Raw genomic sequence first — 15,345 nt, 5'->3', positions numbered from 1 at the left:
GAGGTGCGCCTCCGGTCTCACTTGCCCGCTTTGGACGATGGCGACATTGAAATGGTCATCTGCGCTGGCTAGCGTCACGCCTCCCCCAACCGCTGGACACGCCATGAAGACCCCTCGTTTGCTCGGCACCTTGCTCGCCGCGGCCGCCACGCTGTTCTCGGCCGGCACTGCCCTGGCGCAGACCGTCACCGTGACCCCGAGCGAGGTCCACCAGACCATCCAGGGCTTCGGCGGCATGAACGGCGCCGGCTGGATCGCCGACCTCACCCCGGCCCAGGTCGACCTGGCCTTCGGCAGCGACACCGGGCAGATCGGCCTGTCGATCATGCGCATGCGCATCGATCCGTCCAGCTCCGGCTGGAGCCAGCAGGTGCCGTCGGCGGTGCGGGCCCGCGCGCACGGCGCGGTGCTGCTGGCCACGCCGTGGTCGGCGCCGGCCTACATGAAGTCCAACAACAACCTCAACAACGGCGGCAAGCTGTTGTCGCAGTACTACGACGCCTACGCCAAGCACCTGCTGGATTTCACCGCCTACATGGACAGCAAGGGCGCACCGATCTACGCCCTGTCGCTGCAGAACGAGCCGGACTGGCATCCGGACTACGAGTCGGGCGACTGGAACGGCACCGACTTCCTCAATTTCATCAGCGCGCAGGGTGCGAAGTTCGGCAAGTTCAAGCTGCTCGCCGCCGAGTCGCTGGGCTTCAACACCGCGCTGACCGACCCGGTGCTCAACAGCAGCGCCGCCCAGTACCTGTCCATCGTCGGCGGGCACCTGTATGGCGTGCAACCCAAGGACTACCCGCTGGCGCGCAGCAAGGGCAAGCAGCTGTGGATGACCGAGCACTACACCGACAACACCGACGGCAACGCCTGGCCGTCCGCGCTCGGCGTGGGCAGCGAACTGCACAACAGCATGCTGGCCAACTACAGCGGCTACATCTGGTGGTACATCCGCCGCAGCTACGGGCTGATCGCCGAAAACGGCACGGTGAGCAAGCGCGGCTACGTGATGTCGCAATACGCACGCTTCGTGCGTCCGGGGTCCGTGCGCATCGGCGCCACCGCCGCGCCGTATAACGACGTCGCGGTCAGCGCCTACAAGACCCCGAGCGGCAAGCTGGTTCTGGTGGCGGTCAACACCGGCACCCAGCATCGGCAGCTCACCGTGCGCGTGCCCGCCGGCAGCGCCACCGCGTTCACCAAGTACAGCACCTCCTCCAGCCTCAACGTCGGCTACGGCGGCAAGTACAGTGTCGCTTCGGGCCAGACTGCGGTCTATATCGACCCGCAGAGCGTGGCGACGCTGGTCGGCGAGTGATAGGTACGATGGCCTGAGTGAGTTGGATCGACCCGCGGCAGCTGAGAGCTGCCGCGGGCCTATTTTCCAGCTACTTTTGAGTTACATCGTCTCTGTGCCGCGCCTTGCGGCAGCGCCGCGACTCGCCACGGATGCGAAAGCTGGCGATCACCCCAGCTTGGCCAGGAACCCCAACAGCGCCTGATTGAACTCCTCGGCATGACTGGTGTTGCAGCCATGCGGCGCATCCCTCAGCAACACCACGTCGCTGCCGGCGATGGCGCGATGGGTGCGCTGGCCGGAGCCTTCGTACGGCACCGTGGCGTCGGCATCGCCGTGCAGCACCAGGGTCGGCACGTCGACCTTCTTGATGTCCTCGCGGAAATCGGTGGTGCCGAACGCCTCCATGCAGCCCAGCGCCGCGGTCTGGTCGCTCTGCAAGCACAGCGCGATCGCTTCCTGGCGCTGCGCCTCGCTCACCTTCAACGTGCCGTGGGCGCTGAAGAAGCCGCGGGTGAAGTCATCGAAGAAGGTCTCGCGCGAGGCCTTCAGCCCCTGCTCCATCTCCTGCGCCTGCTCCTTGCTCAGCGGCCCTTCCGGGTTGTCGTCGGTCTTGAGCATGTACGGCGGCACCGCGGAGGCGAACACTACCGCTGCCAGCTTCTCGGTGCCATGCCGCGCCACGTAGCGCGCCACCTCGCCACCGCCCATCGAGAAGCCGACCAGCACCGCCTCGCGCAGTTGCTTGTCTTCGATGATGCCGGCCAGGTCGTCGGCCAGGGTGTCGTACTCGTAGCCGTCGGCCGGCTTCTCCGAACGGCCGAAGCCGCGGCGGTCGTAGGCGATGACCCGGTAGCCCGCCTGCTGCAGCGGCCCGACCTGGTCCTTCCACGCCTCGGCCGACAGCGGCCAGCCATGGATCAGGATCACCGGACGACCGGCACCGCCGGTATCTTCGACATGCAGACGGACGCGCGCGTTGGTTGCAGCCATGGGCAAGACCTCGTGGTGGGGAGTCACGGCAGCTTCTCCCGCTCCATGTCCTGCCCGCGTGAGCGCCGTGTGTCGGGTCGTTTAACGCGGTGCGAAAGCGCTCAACCGATCCGCGATACGGCGCGCGTCAACTGCGCCAGCGCGTCCCGCGCAATACTGTGGAATGCCGCGGACACATGCACGTCCTCGATGACACGCTCCCAGAACTGCACCGCCATGCCGGCCGCCGCACGCCAGTCGTCGCGCTGTTCTGGTGTCGGCAACGGCACCACATAGGCGCGCTCTACCACCTCGCCGCTGGCCGCAGGACGGAACGCCATCGGCAACATGTCGTAGATCGGTGCCAAGGCAAGCGGCAAGACATCGCCCAGCATCAGGCCCGCGTTGCCCAGATGCATGTCGTTGTTGCCGATCAGTGCGCCGAACCAGCCGCACACACGCAGGCGCTGCGCATCTGCGTCGCTCAGCCAGCCTTCGCGCTGCAGTTGCGGTGCGAACGACCACCAGTCGATGCGCCCATGGCCGAAGTAAGCCGCATCCACCGCGGCCAGCGAGACGAAGCCGCGCCGTCCCAGCACAGGCGTACGGTCGAAGCGCGTCGATTGCAGGAACACGCGACCGTCGCTCTCGAGCAGTTCGCTCTCGGCGGCGGCGATGCCGTGCGCACGCAGGACGTCGCTGGCCAGGTGCTCACACCGCAGCAGGTCGCTCCAACGTTGCGCGGCCGGCGTGCCGGCACGCTCGCTGAACTTGACGATGACCGGCGTGTAGCCGCCTTCCGTTTGCAGCGTTGCCGTGAACTTGGGTTGCTCACCGCCAGCCGACGAGCCCACCGGCTCGCCCAGCAACGCCTTCTCGGCATGCTGCGGATACAGACGCCGCCGCTCCGCCTGCGGTATCACATCGACTGGCTGCAGCGCGGCTTGCTGCGCGCGCTGTAACGCAAACTCGCCCAACACCAGATCGCCGGGTTGATCCTCGCCGTGCCGCAGCAGAGCCAGCACCACATCGTCGGGCTGCCAGCGCTGCAGATCCTGCGGCGCGCCGATGTCTTCGGCCACGCGCCTCGCAAAGGCCCGGCCAAGGAAGCCCTGCGGGCGCTGGTCGTCCAGAAACCACGGAAGCCCTGGAAACAGTCCACTGGCGAAGTCGCCATGGATCAGCGCGGGGCACGTGACCTGGGGAACGAACAGATAGCCATCGCCGTGCATGGCGTGCAGATGGCCGAGCGTTTCGGCACGACCGCTCGGATCGATGCGGAACAACGGCCAACGATGGCCTGCACGGCCTAGCGACCGGGTGAGCGCATAGCGTGTCGCCCGAGCTTTGCCGATCCGCAGCACCTGCTCGCCAGCACTGGCCAACAGGCGCGATACCGTCGGTTGACTGATCTCCAGCACATCGCCGATTCGGGCCGCCGTCACGGCCTTTTCGCTGCGCAAGAGGGCAACAAGATCGCGTAGCCGGTCATCGCTCATACCGGCATTGAATAGATTTAAGAATAAATAGTCAAGCGAACTAACTACTGGAACTGGCCGCTTTCGGCCAACGCAGGCTTAAGAGCTCGAACCAGAGTGCAACTCTTGAATAGATACAAGAATTGATTTTCACATTATCGGCAGCTGGCGCCAGACTGCCGATAGATGTCAACCCTTTGAAATACAAGTATAAAAGCGTCTAGCCGCTGATGTGCTCGCAGACTGGGGACGACAAGCGCTGCATGCTGGCTGCATCTTAAGTCCAGTTGTCGTTGCCGAAGTCACCGTCGTCCTGGAAGTCCTGGCCCATGTCCTGCTGCGGCGTGTCGTCGTAGTAGTTGTTGGTGATGTTCTCGACTACCGTCTCCTGCGGCGCGCCGCCGCCGAACAGGCCGCCGCCGTGGTGGCCGCCCAGCAGGCTTTCCACGCCCTCGAACAGGAACATGCCGCCGGCCACGCCGGCCGCCGTGGTGGCCGCGGTGCTGAGGAAGCTGGGGCCACGCGCGGCGGCCGGTGCCGGCGTCGGCTCCGCGGCCGCAGCGCCACCGCCGAACCAGCGCTCGCGCCAGCCGGGCGCACCGGCGCCCGCGACGCCTGTGGTGGCGGGCGCCGGGGGCAACGGCGGCGGCGCCGCATTGAAGCCCTGGCCCAGGAAGCTGGCCGGCGGCGGCGGGGGCGTGGCCGCCTGCTGCAACTGCGCGATCTGCGCCTTGGCGGCCTCCAGCGCGTGCTCCAGCAGCAAGGTGCGCTGCACCAGCAGATACGCGGCATCGGGTTGATCGGCCAGGCGCGCGTGGATCAGCGCGTCGGCCTGCGGATCTTTGGCCACCCCGCTGGCGCTGCGCAGGCGCGCCAGGAAGTCTTCGAGAAGCTGCTGTTCTTGCGGAGTCATACCCGTACCTGGATGCGATGACCGGCCCAGTGCCGGCACGGCACGGTATGGGCATGGCCCGGCGCAGGCCAAGGGTGCGTCCGAGCTCCGGTGTATCGGCATTCATCAATCGCGCGCGCCAGGACAACCAGACCGGCAGCCGCACTGGCGAACTCCGACATTCTTCCGACAACGCGCGTCAGGTATGCCCCCACTCCAAGCGCAGACGCCTTGATTATTCCTCGTCGATGTCCGCACTGGAGGAGGACGTCGCATGCGGCAGCCGCGCCGCCCACATGTTGTCGACCAGGTTCGGATACGGGCGGCCGTTCTCCTCGGCGCGCTGCTTCGCCGCTTCCTTCTGCGACGGCGACAGCGGCTGGCTGCGTTGACCGCGCGGATTCGGCTTCTTCCACGGAGGCGTCTTGGACGAGGACATGGGCGTCAGGGTGAGCGGAGAGGAGCCATCGTGATCCGGCCATGCGTGCGTGGAGGGTGAAGGTGCCAGCGGTCGGCTGTGCCGACACTTAGCCATTCAACATCTTGCCGGCGGAGGTGCGCCCCCCCTTCGTCATTCCATCAAACTCGCCAGACACCGGCTTGCTTGGCGATCCTCGCACTCCACGACGCGTAAGATTGCACCGCGCCAACTCGAGCCCACACTGCATCACCTCCACCATTGCCAGCCAACTGAGCGGAAGCCAATATCGGCGTCGCCGAGCGATGGTTGGAATTATTTACCCACCGGAATGCGTATGAGCAAGCAACACACAGACATCAGCAAGTTCCTCAGCTTTGTGCTTCGCCACGAGCCACAGGCCGCTGGCATTACCCTCGACAGCGAAGGCTGGGCGGAGGTCGATGCGTTGATCGCAGGTGCTGCGCAAAGCGGCAGGACGCTCGACGCAGATCTCATTCGCGCCGTGGTGGACAGCAGCGACAAAAAACGCTTCGCACTGTCGGAAGATGGCCGGCGCATCCGTGCTGTCCAGGGCCATTCGACTGAGAGCGTCGCCATTCAGTACGAAGCCAAGGTGCCGCCGGAGTTCCTCTACCACGGAACCGCCTCACGGTTTCTGGACGCGATCCTGGCCGAGGGCTTGCGTGCGGGCCAACGGCATCACGTGCACCTGTCGCAGGACATCGCCACCGCGACCACGGTCGGGCAACGTCATGGCAAGCCGGTTGTCCTGAAAGTCGAAGCCCTGCGAATGCACCAGCAGGGCTTTACCTTCTTTCAGGCGGACAATGGCGTCTGGCTCACCCAGGCAGTTCCGAGCAGCTTTCTTTCGGAAATCTAGTTCCTGTGGCTATCTCGCTTGGGCACCCATACCGCGTGTGCGACTGGGCAGCGACATCCAGGGACTCATAATCCTTTGCTCCGATTTGGCGGGCGTTACGAGACGATCCCTGCATTACTCCGAATCCACCCCCGCCAGCGCGAACACCCAGCGCGGCACCACCGGTTCGCCGGCATAGAAGTCCTTCGGCTTGTCCTCGGCCATCGCCCAGCGGTGCAGCCAGCTGATCCCGCCAGGGCCGGTGTACCCCTCGGCGTGGGTGTAGGCGGGATCGCGCAATGCCTCCTCCAGGCCGATGAAGGCATAGCCGCGGCGGCGCGTGGCCGCGACCAGCTCGGGGAAAGCGGCGGCGTTGAGCGCGTTCGCGTGCATCAGCCAGACCTGTGGGATGCGGCGGCCGAACAGGGCCTGCGATTCGCACTCGAAGAAATCCAGCTTGTTGAGCATGTATGGCACGTAGCCCTTGCGCAGGCGCAGCAGCATGGCGTCGCGCGCCGGGCCTGCCGGCTCGTCCAGCACATGCGCGTAGGCGAACGCCCAGACCCACTCGCCGCTGTCCACGGTGACCGGCGCGATGCGGTAGCCATGCGCTGCCAGGAACGCGTTGACCGCCTCGCGGTCGGCAACGCTGCGGCCGGTCGCGAGGTACGGATGACGGAACCACTGCAGCGGCTGGCCGCGCTCGGCGAGCAACGGCCGCAACGTGCGCTCGCCACGCACGATCGCGTCTTCGTACGCCGGCACGCCGACCTGATGCAGGTTCACGTGGCCGTAAGTGTGGTTGCCCAGCGCATAGCCGGCATCCAGCCAGTCGCGCAGCATCGCCACGCGTTGCGGCTGCACCTGTCCGTCCTGCTCCAGCTTGTCTTCGTTGACGAAGCCAACGACGGGTACCTGCGCCTGCCGCAGCGAGGCCATCAACTGCGCATGCAGCGCCGGCAACTGGGCAGGCGGCGTCTGCTCGATGCGCTGCCACGGCAGGTCGTCGATGGTCACCGCAATGCGGCGGGTGTCGTCCTGGGCCTGGGCGAATGCGGCGAAGCACAGCAGGGCTGGCAGCAGCAGGCAGCGAAGCAGTTTCATTGAACGTCCCTGAGAGTTGGGACGCCAGTCTATACGGATGGTCGCCACCGCCGACATGGCACCATGTGCAAGATCCGCACCCGCGCGGCGACATAACATCAGGAAACGACGGAATGAGGAAAGCGCTTTGGCTTGTCTGGACGTGCCTGCTGCTCGCCGGGTGCACGAACACGGCGCAGGCGCCCGCGGCAGCGTCTGCAACGAAGGAGGCCACCACGCAACCGGTGCCACCTCCCGCACGCACGGTAGCGACGCAGTTCGGTGGTCAGCGCGGCAGCGGTGCGCCGTACGAACTGGCTGGAAGCCAGGTGTGGGATGTCCCCGATCCCGTGTCCGGCCGCACTTACCAGGTGTTCGTGGCGTTGCCTGCCGGCTATGCCGACCATCCCGAGCGGCGCTACCCGGTGCTGTACGCCACCGATGCCGACTACGCGTTTCCGGTGGCGCGGCAGATTGCGCGGCGCTTGAACGGCGAAGGTCCGGCTATCGAGGACTTCATCCTGGTCGGCTTGTCGTATGCACTCGGCGATGAGCCGATGCCGAGCCGGCGCCGCGACTACACGCCCACCACCGAGGCCGGCGATGTTGCGGCCGCCGGTGCCACTCACGGGGGTTCCAGCACCTACATTGCGTACTTGCGCGACCACGTGCTCCCTTTCGTTGGGCAGCACTATCGCACCGATGAAGCGCGGCGCCTGTTCCTTGGCCATTCGTACGGCGGCCTGCTCGGTACGCAGATCCTGCTGAGCACACCCGAGCTGTTTTCCGGCTACATCCTGGGTAGTCCGTCGTACTGGTTCGGCGCGCATGCCATGCGCGCCGAGGAAGCGCGCTTCGCCTCCAGTCACCGCGATCTGCCGGCACAGGTCTACATGTATGTCGGCGAGTACGAACAGCGCCGCTACGGCAAGCGCTACGACATGGTGACCGACGCGCAGCAGATGGTGCAGACCTTGCGCGGACGGCACTATCGGTCGCTGCGCCTGCAGTTGGACGTGCTGGACGACGAGGATCACCTGGGCGTGGCGCCGCGCGGGCTCACCCATGGCTTGAAGTTTCTGCTGGGTGTTCCTCAGCAGTGAGGCGCGGCGCGCACGCCGCCGGTCGGGCGGATACTGCATCTCCACGGATGGCGTTGTCGCGGCTGAAGCCGTTCCCACAGGTGCCGGCCGGCCGCCGTTAAAGGTCTTCTAAAGCAACGCCATTTACTGGCACGTGTTCGCAGAGGTTTACTGAAGGCACTGCGCAAAAGCCGGTCAATACTTGAGCGCATCCGCCGTCGGCGCCACTGGCGCGAAGCGTGCGCCGCTGAAATCGTGCAGCAACCGGAATACCTGGGCACCCCGCTGCGCCACTTCGCGGAAGTCGCTCTTGCGCAGACGATAGAGCCTGCCCTCGCGCGCGAACACCAGGTCGCCGCAATCCCAGTCGGCCCAGTCGCTGCCCGGCAGGTCGACCAGCATGGTGCCGTCGCGGTCCAGCACCCGGTGATCCTGGCCATACCAGGCATGGTTTTCCTGGCCGACTGCATGCAGCAGCGACTGCAGGCGGCGGCCATTGGCGCCGAGCTTCTCGCGCACGCGCGGGCGGCTGAAGCGGAACAATGCGCCGCTGCGCAACCCGCCACGTTCGCCCTCGCCGTCATCGCGCAACTGCCAGCCATCGCGCTCGCGCAACACGCCGTCGATCGGCTCGTCCTCGCCGCCGCCCGAATGCGTGCCGAACGGCCGCACCTGCAGATGGTGCGGCAACTGGAAGCCGGTCGGCATCGGAAAAGGATCCCGCCCCTCGCGTGGCCGGTGGTTCAACAACAAGGTCCGCTCGTCCTCGAACATCCCGCCGCCGCCCCAGCAGTCGCCCTTCGGCCACAGCGCCAGCGCAGTGAAGAACGGCGGCCGCGACAACGCCGTCCAGGTGCCGAAGTTGCCGCGCTGCTTGGAGGCGAAGTACACCAGCAGCCGCCCCGACGGCGACAGATCGCAACGCCGCTCGTAGATGCGGCCCTTGAACCACTGGCCGTGCACGAACGTGTCGTCGCGCAGATCCCAGTGGATCAGCTGCACCTGCTTGCTCGGCCCGCGGCGGAAGATCACGCCGGTGCGGGTGTCACGCGCCAGCAGGGCGAACAGGCGGGTCGCCGGCAGGCGCTGCGACATTGAGGATTGTGCGGACTCCATCTGCGGATCTCCTCGCAAGACAGGGCTGTCACAGTGGCAGACCCGCGGCACAGCGACAACCGCTGAGGCGCGCCGCATTCGCGACGCGCATGCCACCACCGATGTCCGCGAGCGGCAGGCCACCCGAGCCCGCCTCAACCGCGTCATGCTACTTGGCGATCACCGACGTCCCCGACGGCACCATGTAGCAGGCCTGCGCCTTGGCACAGGCCTCGGCATTGATCTCGGCGATCTGGCTGGCCAGGTACTGCTCCGGGGTCAGGCCCATGCGGTTGCGGTAGGCGTTGTCCGCATCGGCCTTGGCCACCTGCTCCTGCTCGCGCTGGCGCTCGGCGGTGGTGGCTTCCACCAGGGTCTTGACCCGCTGCTGCTGCGCCGCGGTCAGGTTCATCTGCTGCAGCACGTCCGGATTGGGGCGGGCGCGGCCGAGGGTGATGTTCTGGATCTGGATTGGCAGGCCCTGTTCCTTGACCAGGGCGCGCACGTTCTCGGTCACCGCCTCGTCGATCTTCCGTGCACTGTCCGGGTCGCTCATCATCCGCGTCATGTCATAGCGCTTCACCTGGTCGCGCACGATCGCCGCGTACTGGCTGGCGACGTTGTTCTTGAACCAGTCCTGGCCGAATCCGGACAGCAGCCGCGCCGGCGCGGTGATGCGGTATTGGATCTGCGTGGAGAAGTCCAACAGGATGTTGTCGCTGGACGAGAAGTCGTCGAAGGCCACCTGCACCGTCTGCGGCGTGGTGTCCACGTACACCGCCGACGTCGTCATCCACGTGTAGGTGCGGCCGGGATCGCGCACGTCGTCCAGGCGGATGCCACCCTTGCCGAACAGCAGCGGCTTGTCCACCAGCACCGCCTGCTGCCCCGGATCGGGCGAGACCACGGTACAGCCGCACAGCAAGGCTGCCACGGCGGCGGCCAGCAGGAAATGTTTCATCGATGTTCCCCTGAAGGACGGCGCCACGCGCCGTCGTGTGCGGGGGATGCTAGCGCATCGTGGGGGGCGAGGCATCTGCTTGGGCATGGGGAGATAGACAACCCATGGACCTACATGAGATCCGAATAGTCGCCGATCTGGTTGCATACCTCTTTCGGCGGATCGGCCAACTTCACTATGCGGCGCTTGCGGGCATCCGCTTCTCCCTTGGGAGACACGATGCGGTACAGCAAGTAAAAGCCATCCATGGATTTCCATAGGCCGAAGCTGGAGAGGCCCGAGAACTGGTAGGCCTTGCCGTCCGACCGGCGAGCGGTGAAGGCGCACTCCGCGTAGCTCCCCCATCCGCAGCTAGCGTTCAGCGTTTGAAGTCCGGCGCTTCCGTCCAGATCGAAATGATAGGTACGGCCTGCATCACTTTCTACGACCATCGGGGTCATCTGTTTTACACCCACCGACGCTCCATCAGTCCAATCGCTGGCTTGGCTGCAAAGTAGGTCGCCCTGATCTACTTCGACGGCGCGGGCAGCAGAAACATTCATCCCCCCACCCAGGAATGCCGCGATCAGCCACCATCGCACTTCTGTCATTCTTCCCGCCTTAGTCGATCTGTCGTCTGTGAAATTGCCCTTCCAACTAGCCAAAGCCTGACCTGCCACGGGCCATCGTCAGGCGCGCTGCTATTTCGCCTTCCTCGTGAAGGCGATCAATAGTTCCGATCCGGCTTCCTCCAAGGCACCGACGTTACCCTCGAAGCGGACGGACACCCGGTATCGGCCGGGCTGCGTATCCCGTATAAAAGCCATGTCCAATTCGCGGTAGGTGACATTCGGAGCAACCAACCCCGCGGCTTCCATCGTTGTGACGTCCGCATCTGCCGCGAAGATACGTGGCACATGCCCATCGCTGTCCAACGCCACGACTCGATACTCGGTACGCCCTATTTCTTCGCTCCGCTGCAATACCACCGGCTGCTCGCCTGCCTCTGTCAATCGATAGAGGTGCAACTGAGCGGTCACGCCGACATCGCGCAGGAGATCGACCTTGGCCGCTGCCGCCTCCCCATCTGCAGCAGCGACCCGCAATCCGATGAAGATCGGCGGCTCAGGATCATCCTCCTGGGGAGGAACAGCGAAATCGAGCGTGATGGCATCAGACAGGAGTTGCGGACTGAGCTTCCTGACCAGCGGCACGGTCGTCCTCGCTACAGGCGACTCCTTGCGATGGAGCCCCTGGCTGGACGCCACTGATTGAGCCGATTCGGGCTGGCATGCTGTCAGTTGCAACGTCGCGGCGACGAAGACCATGCAAAGCACCTGCTTCGATTTCGCCATGAAATCACCTCAATGCTTATGCCATAGAAGTGCCGAATTGCATTCTCGCGCTAGCGCTCAGGGACGCTTATTGCTTCGGGCGCAAGGAATTATCAGGGCCGGTCGAGCCCATCGTCTTGATCCATGCATTCTTGATCGAAAGGTACATCCTTCCCTGCGACACTCGGATGAAGCGCAACGTCGCGCCGATAACCGGAACCGTACTTCTGATAGCGAACAAGCAGTCCATTTTGTAGCCGGAACCGATCTTCTGGCCCTGAGAACGCGGGGCATGCGGCGTAGCTTTTTCCTCCATCTTCGCTGCAATAGCGGATATACAACGTGCCCCCGCGTACTTCCCCCTGCACTTGCCCATCATGGCCGTGCGCGTTGGTTCCCTCGCTCCAATCTCCGGTGACGCGATCGCCATGCTGCTGCAGATGCAGGCCCAGATAATGGCCCAAGTCGCATCTCTTGGCGTAACCCCACTCGCCGGAGAATATGGTGGACTTGCTTGCGTAAGCGGAACCCGCACACGAGGTCATCAACCCCATCACCACAACTCGCGCGACCAGCGACAAGCGCCATCCGCATCGGTGCTGCTTCATCATCGGTCACCCCTTGTACATGGCCTGCGGCTCGTAGGCAGGGAAGATAGCAATCGGTTTCCCTGCGCTCCACCGACCTCCCACCAGATATCCATCCGCAGTCCAGCCTACGCAGGGGCACATCGACTTGACGCGTAGCCGCATCGCGCGTTAAAGAGCAGCAGAGAAGACAGGATCGGCGAAAGGATATGGCGAAAACACGTCCTCTGAAGATGACCTGGCTGGTCTGCGCTGCGATCGCCACGCTGTGCACAGCCGCCTGTTCGGCACAACCACCGGACGCTGCTCCGAAGGCGGGAGCGCGCAAGGAGCAGCCTGCCTTGGCGGCGCCGCATGTTGTGTCCGACAGCACTCCTCCGCCGGGCGAGTACATCACCGACAAGGGATGGGGTCGCCTGCTGATCAAGCAGCAAAACGGCACATTGACCTTCTCCCTGGAAAGCACCACGGGGGAAGACGTCTGCGAGCTGAATGGCACGATAGAGGGACACACCGGCGTCGCCAAGGGGAACAAGGGCCAACCCATCTGCCAGGTGAAGTTCGCCAGTACGCCGCAGGGCATTGACGTAGCGGCTGCCACGCCCGCCGAATGCAAGACGTTCTGCGGCTACAACGGGGATTTCGAGGCGCCCTACCTGCAGGTCAAGGATGGCTGTGGCCGGGACGCGCTGGACCGCACACGGACGACCTTCAAGCGTCTCTATGATGCGAAAGACTACAAGGCGGCGCTCGCTACCTTGTCGCCAGTCGTGCCGAGTTGCCTGCCGACGCTGGAATGGGAAGACGAAGGCGCCATTCGTAACGATCTGGCCATCACCCAGTACAAAAATGGCTTGTATGCGCAGTGCCTTTCCACACTCGACAAGTATGCGGAGGACGCCGCCAAGGACGACGACGCTGCCGTGGAAGGATGGACGCCAATGCTGGCGGACCGCTACCTGGCCATCGTGCGCGCGGCGAGAACCAACATCGGCCTGTGCCGCAAAGGCGCAACGAAGAAGTAGCCCCCAACGCGAGGGAGTGTCATGGCAGAAGGGAATGAGGGCACCACGCCGCCGCCGGCGACCACACTGACGGATTCGGAACTGCGGGCACTGGCCTACTTTGGCGTGGGCATTGGATCAGAAGGAGGCGACAGCGGGAAGAACGTCTCCTATCAACTCTCCTTCGCCGGCAATGTTCGCAATGGGGTGATGACCCCAGTGGGAAACAGCGGCTATTCCATCGGCACCTTGCAAACGGATCTGGGCCAGCATCCCGAGGTAGCCGCGTCTCTGGTGGAGGCGTATCAGACCTGGGCGGGCAGAGCTCATCCGGACTGGGTGCTCACCGAAGCGCAGCAAACCCAAACGGCCAGCGACCTCGGCCGCAACGGGCGTACGATCACGGCCCAGCATGGTCGGGCCTTGGACGCGACCGTCAAATCGCACCTGGATACCTTCCTCACTTCGGATGCGGGCCTCACCTACGTCCACGAGCGTGACACTGCCCAGGTCAACTTGTTGATGCGGCCCGGTAGCGGGGTCAACCAGCTACGGGAGACAGCGCTCTACCAAGGCGCGACACTGGACGAGCAGGCCAAACTGGCCACCATCGTGCTGAAGCTGGAGAACCAAGGCGGGGAGCGCTAATACCCAAGGATCATCGACGGCATCAGTAAGGGAACGATCACCAGCGCGGAAGACGCCCAAACCGTCGTCAACGGATTTCTGCCCAATCATGGTGGGCGAAGCCGAACCGAGCCCGATTACATAGAGACCGGAGCTGCGCACGCCCTTGAGGCGACAGATGTCTTCAACGCCTTGCGCAATGCAGACGCGCGCAGCCCGCTACATCAACCATGGCAGAACGTATTGGCCAATCCACTGGTCAACCCCACGCAGACAGGGCAGGACGCGGCAAGGCCGAATCTCAGCGCGGAATACACGACGGTCAAGAATCTGTTCCTGCAGAAGAGCAATGCCCCTGCGCTGATCGAAGCATTGAACCAGGGCGGAGCCTACGGCTACAACGTCCCTGATCGTCAGGGGCGTCCCAGGCCGCAGTCCACCAGCCTGTACGCCTCGGGCGACGACTTCGTCGTGATGGATGGGAACGGAGTGGGGAAGGCCTACATCGGCGGCGCTTGGAGCGACGTGAATCGTGCAGACCTCACGCGCGTCAATAACCGAGACGGCACCGTCGATCTGAACATCAGCCGCGGCGGCACTACCGATCGGCTGCTCCACCTGGATCCGAATGCACCGGTCTTGCGTCCGCCGCAACCAGTAACCGACCCGGTCGATCAGACACCACCCACACCTGTGCAGCAGGCACCGCTCCCCGGGAACGGAGAGCGCGGTGGCCAACGACAAGGCGCCATTGAATCCAACCCAACGCCCCTATTGCCGACAGACCTGCGCGATCCCGCGCATCCCGGAAACGCGGCATTTCAGCGCACCCTCGGCGAGGTCCACCGCATGGAGGATGGGCAAGGCATTCCGCATGGACCGCACAGCGAGAAGGTAGCCGCTGCACTGATGGTAGAAGCGGAGCGAAGCAAACAAGGCATCACCAATGTCGAGATGCGGGCCGATGGCCAGGTTCAGGGTGTCGCGCGCTACAACGCCTTCGAATCCGAAAAGCGTGTGAACGTGGATCCGCAAAGCGCTCAATCGGGAACAATGGAGACCTACGCTGCGCAGTGGTCACAGGCGCGCTCGCCCCATTACGGCAGCAATGCACCAACAGCAGAGCGAACACCCGAACAAAGCCAGGCATTGGCCCTGCTCCCACCCGAGGATCGGCAGATGTTTGACAAGATCCGCGGCGCGACGCCCGGCCATCTCTCGGACGATGTGGTGGCAAAGGCGTTGTATGCAGCGAAGCAGGATGGCATCGCGGACGCGTCCAAGATTGATAGTGTGCACATGCTGGGAGACCGTCTTGTGGTGAGCGGGACGACGCCCGGCTTCCGTGGCGTGGTGGATGTTTCACAACCAACGCCGCCGCTGCAGGAAACCGCGCATCAAACATTGGCACTCAACCAACAACAGGCGATCGCGCAGCAACAGGATGAGACTCAACGGCAGCAGCGGGCGCAGGACACAGCTACCAGAACGGTGTGAGCAACGCTGAGTGCGGTCGCATCGTCGGTAAAGCTCCAATTGCACTGGCGTCCGCTTTAGGCGGCACAGCCGCTGGACCGCCGGGAAAACTTGTTCTTCGTGCCCGCGTTCAAACCGTGGTGCGCATAGTGACGACAACGCGGTTCTGCAAGACAGGACAGCTGGATGACACCG

At 64.5% G+C, this 15,345-nt stretch carries 16 protein-coding genes; 6 read left to right on the top strand and 10 right to left on the bottom strand.

Annotated elements, in window-relative coordinates; genetic code table 11:
• Positions 1 to 103: 103 nt before the first annotated feature.
• The gene (locus CEK68_RS06360; RefSeq protein WP_193314122.1) at positions 104 to 1,321 is read left to right on the top strand and encodes a glycoside hydrolase family 30 beta sandwich domain-containing protein; all 1,218 of its coding nucleotides are present in this window, start codon (positions 104 to 106) and stop codon (positions 1,319 to 1,321) included.
• Between the two features lie 147 nt (positions 1,322 to 1,468).
• On the opposite strand, the gene CEK68_RS06355 is transcribed toward CEK68_RS06360, so the two are convergent.
• The 4 genes from CEK68_RS06355 to CEK68_RS06340 form a co-directional block, all read right to left on the bottom strand.
• A complete protein-coding gene (locus CEK68_RS06355) occupies positions 1,469 to 2,293 on the bottom strand; it encodes an alpha/beta hydrolase (protein ID WP_152238895.1) in 825 nt (274 codons plus the stop codon).
• Positions 2,294 to 2,394: 101 nt separating this feature from the next.
• Positions 2,395 to 3,771, bottom strand: a complete 1,377-nt coding sequence (gene yjjJ / locus CEK68_RS06350; RefSeq protein ID WP_152238894.1) for a type II toxin-antitoxin system HipA family toxin YjjJ — start codon at positions 3,769 to 3,771, stop codon at positions 2,395 to 2,397.
• 256 nt (positions 3,772 to 4,027) lie between these two features.
• Positions 4,028 to 4,663, bottom strand: a complete 636-nt coding sequence (locus CEK68_RS06345; protein ID WP_152238893.1) for a DUF2076 family protein — start codon at positions 4,661 to 4,663, stop codon at positions 4,028 to 4,030.
• Positions 4,664 to 4,877: 214 nt separating this feature from the next.
• Positions 4,878 to 5,081, bottom strand: coding sequence for a hypothetical protein (locus CEK68_RS06340; protein ID WP_152238892.1), 204 nt, complete (start codon positions 5,079 to 5,081; stop codon positions 4,878 to 4,880).
• Positions 5,082 to 5,397: 316 nt separating this feature from the next.
• Here CEK68_RS06340 and CEK68_RS06335 point away from each other — a divergent pair, with 316 nt between their 5' ends.
• On the top strand, positions 5,398 to 5,943 hold the full coding sequence (locus tag CEK68_RS06335) for an RNA 2'-phosphotransferase (RefSeq protein ID WP_226977788.1): 546 nt from the start codon (positions 5,398 to 5,400) through the stop codon (positions 5,941 to 5,943).
• 114 nt (positions 5,944 to 6,057) lie between these two features.
• Here the strand turns inward: CEK68_RS06335 and CEK68_RS06330 are convergent, their stop codons facing one another.
• Positions 6,058 to 7,026: a polysaccharide deacetylase family protein gene (locus CEK68_RS06330; protein WP_148827950.1), complete on the bottom strand. Its 969-nt coding sequence runs from the start codon at positions 7,024 to 7,026 to the stop codon at positions 6,058 to 6,060.
• A gap of 113 nt (positions 7,027 to 7,139) precedes the next feature.
• Here CEK68_RS06330 and CEK68_RS06325 point away from each other — a divergent pair, with 113 nt between their 5' ends.
• Positions 7,140 to 8,108 (top strand): alpha/beta hydrolase-fold protein, encoded by a 969-nt coding sequence (locus tag CEK68_RS06325; protein ID WP_152238910.1) that lies wholly within the window; start codon positions 7,140 to 7,142, stop codon positions 8,106 to 8,108.
• Positions 8,109 to 8,282: 174 nt separating this feature from the next.
• Here CEK68_RS06325 and CEK68_RS06320 read toward each other — a convergent pair whose 3' ends face one another.
• The 5 genes from CEK68_RS06320 to CEK68_RS06300 all read right to left on the bottom strand — a co-directional run bounded on the left by CEK68_RS06320 (position 8,283) and on the right by CEK68_RS06300 (position 12,067).
• Positions 8,283 to 9,182 carry a hypothetical protein gene (locus CEK68_RS06320; protein ID WP_152238890.1) on the bottom strand — a complete coding sequence of 300 codons (900 nt, stop codon included), beginning with the start codon at positions 9,180 to 9,182 and terminating at the stop codon, positions 8,283 to 8,285.
• Between the two features lie 169 nt (positions 9,183 to 9,351).
• Positions 9,352 to 10,131, bottom strand: a complete 780-nt coding sequence (locus tag CEK68_RS06315) for an SPFH domain-containing protein (RefSeq protein ID WP_017907998.1) — start codon at positions 10,129 to 10,131, stop codon at positions 9,352 to 9,354.
• A 122-nt stretch (positions 10,132 to 10,253) separates the two neighbouring features.
• Positions 10,254 to 10,733, bottom strand: a complete 480-nt coding sequence (locus CEK68_RS06310) for a hypothetical protein (protein ID WP_226977787.1) — start codon at positions 10,731 to 10,733, stop codon at positions 10,254 to 10,256.
• Between the two features lie 90 nt (positions 10,734 to 10,823).
• A complete protein-coding gene (locus CEK68_RS06305) occupies positions 10,824 to 11,477 on the bottom strand; it encodes a hypothetical protein (RefSeq protein ID WP_226977786.1) in 654 nt (217 codons plus the stop codon).
• A gap of 92 nt (positions 11,478 to 11,569) precedes the next feature.
• On the bottom strand, positions 11,570 to 12,067 hold the full coding sequence (locus tag CEK68_RS06300; RefSeq protein WP_226977785.1) for a hypothetical protein: 498 nt from the start codon (positions 12,065 to 12,067) through the stop codon (positions 11,570 to 11,572).
• Positions 12,068 to 12,276: 209 nt separating this feature from the next.
• Here CEK68_RS06300 and CEK68_RS06295 point away from each other — a divergent pair, with 209 nt between their 5' ends.
• The 3 genes from CEK68_RS06295 (at position 12,277) to CEK68_RS21205 (ending at position 15,171) form a co-directional block, all read left to right on the top strand.
• Positions 12,277 to 13,068: a hypothetical protein gene (locus CEK68_RS06295; RefSeq protein WP_152238889.1), complete on the top strand. Its 792-nt coding sequence runs from the start codon at positions 12,277 to 12,279 to the stop codon at positions 13,066 to 13,068.
• 21 nt (positions 13,069 to 13,089) lie between these two features.
• The gene (locus CEK68_RS06290) at positions 13,090 to 13,695 is read left to right on the top strand and encodes a hypothetical protein (RefSeq protein ID WP_152238888.1); all 606 of its coding nucleotides are present in this window, start codon (positions 13,090 to 13,092) and stop codon (positions 13,693 to 13,695) included.
• Positions 13,696 to 13,917: 222 nt separating this feature from the next.
• Entirely contained in the window at positions 13,918 to 15,171 is a 1,254-nt protein-coding gene (locus tag CEK68_RS21205) for an XVIPCD domain-containing protein (protein ID WP_226977784.1), read from the top strand.
• The last annotated feature ends 174 nt before the right edge of the window (positions 15,172 to 15,345 follow it).

The organism is Xanthomonas sp. LMG 12461, assembly GCF_009192935.1.
GTDB classification, from domain to species: Bacteria; Pseudomonadota; Gammaproteobacteria; order Xanthomonadales; family Xanthomonadaceae; genus Xanthomonas_A; species Xanthomonas_A sontii.
This window is presented reverse-complemented; position numbering and strand designations above follow the sequence as displayed.

Coding starts and splice junctions, on each gene's coding strand:
- CEK68_RS06330 (WP_148827950.1), bottom strand. CDS start 7,026: ATGAAACTGCTTCGCTGCCTGCTGCTGCCAGCCCTGCTGTGCTTCGCC.
- CEK68_RS06320 (WP_152238890.1), bottom strand. CDS start 9,182: ATGTCGCAGCGCCTGCCGGCGACCCGCCTGTTCGCCCTGCTGGCGCGT.
- CEK68_RS06360 (WP_193314122.1), top strand. CDS start 104: ATGAAGACCCCTCGTTTGCTCGGCACCTTGCTCGCCGCGGCCGCCACG.
- CEK68_RS06310 (WP_226977787.1), bottom strand. CDS start 10,733: ATGACAGAAGTGCGATGGTGGCTGATCGCGGCATTCCTGGGTGGGGGG.
- CEK68_RS06340 (WP_152238892.1), bottom strand. CDS start 5,081: ATGTCCTCGTCCAAGACGCCTCCGTGGAAGAAGCCGAATCCGCGCGGT.
- CEK68_RS06345 (WP_152238893.1), bottom strand. CDS start 4,663: ATGACTCCGCAAGAACAGCAGCTTCTCGAAGACTTCCTGGCGCGCCTG.
- CEK68_RS06355 (WP_152238895.1), bottom strand. CDS start 2,293: ATGGCTGCAACCAACGCGCGCGTCCGTCTGCATGTCGAAGATACCGGC.
- CEK68_RS06325 (WP_152238910.1), top strand. CDS start 7,140: ATGAGGAAAGCGCTTTGGCTTGTCTGGACGTGCCTGCTGCTCGCCGGG.
- CEK68_RS06290 (WP_152238888.1), top strand. CDS start 13,090: ATGGCAGAAGGGAATGAGGGCACCACGCCGCCGCCGGCGACCACACTG.
- CEK68_RS06295 (WP_152238889.1), top strand. CDS start 12,277: ATGACCTGGCTGGTCTGCGCTGCGATCGCCACGCTGTGCACAGCCGCC.
- CEK68_RS06305 (WP_226977786.1), bottom strand. CDS start 11,477: ATGGCGAAATCGAAGCAGGTGCTTTGCATGGTCTTCGTCGCCGCGACG.
- CEK68_RS06335 (WP_226977788.1), top strand. CDS start 5,398: ATGAGCAAGCAACACACAGACATCAGCAAGTTCCTCAGCTTTGTGCTT.
- CEK68_RS06300 (WP_226977785.1), bottom strand. CDS start 12,067: ATGATGAAGCAGCACCGATGCGGATGGCGCTTGTCGCTGGTCGCGCGA.
- yjjJ (WP_152238894.1), bottom strand. CDS start 3,771: ATGAGCGATGACCGGCTACGCGATCTTGTTGCCCTCTTGCGCAGCGAA.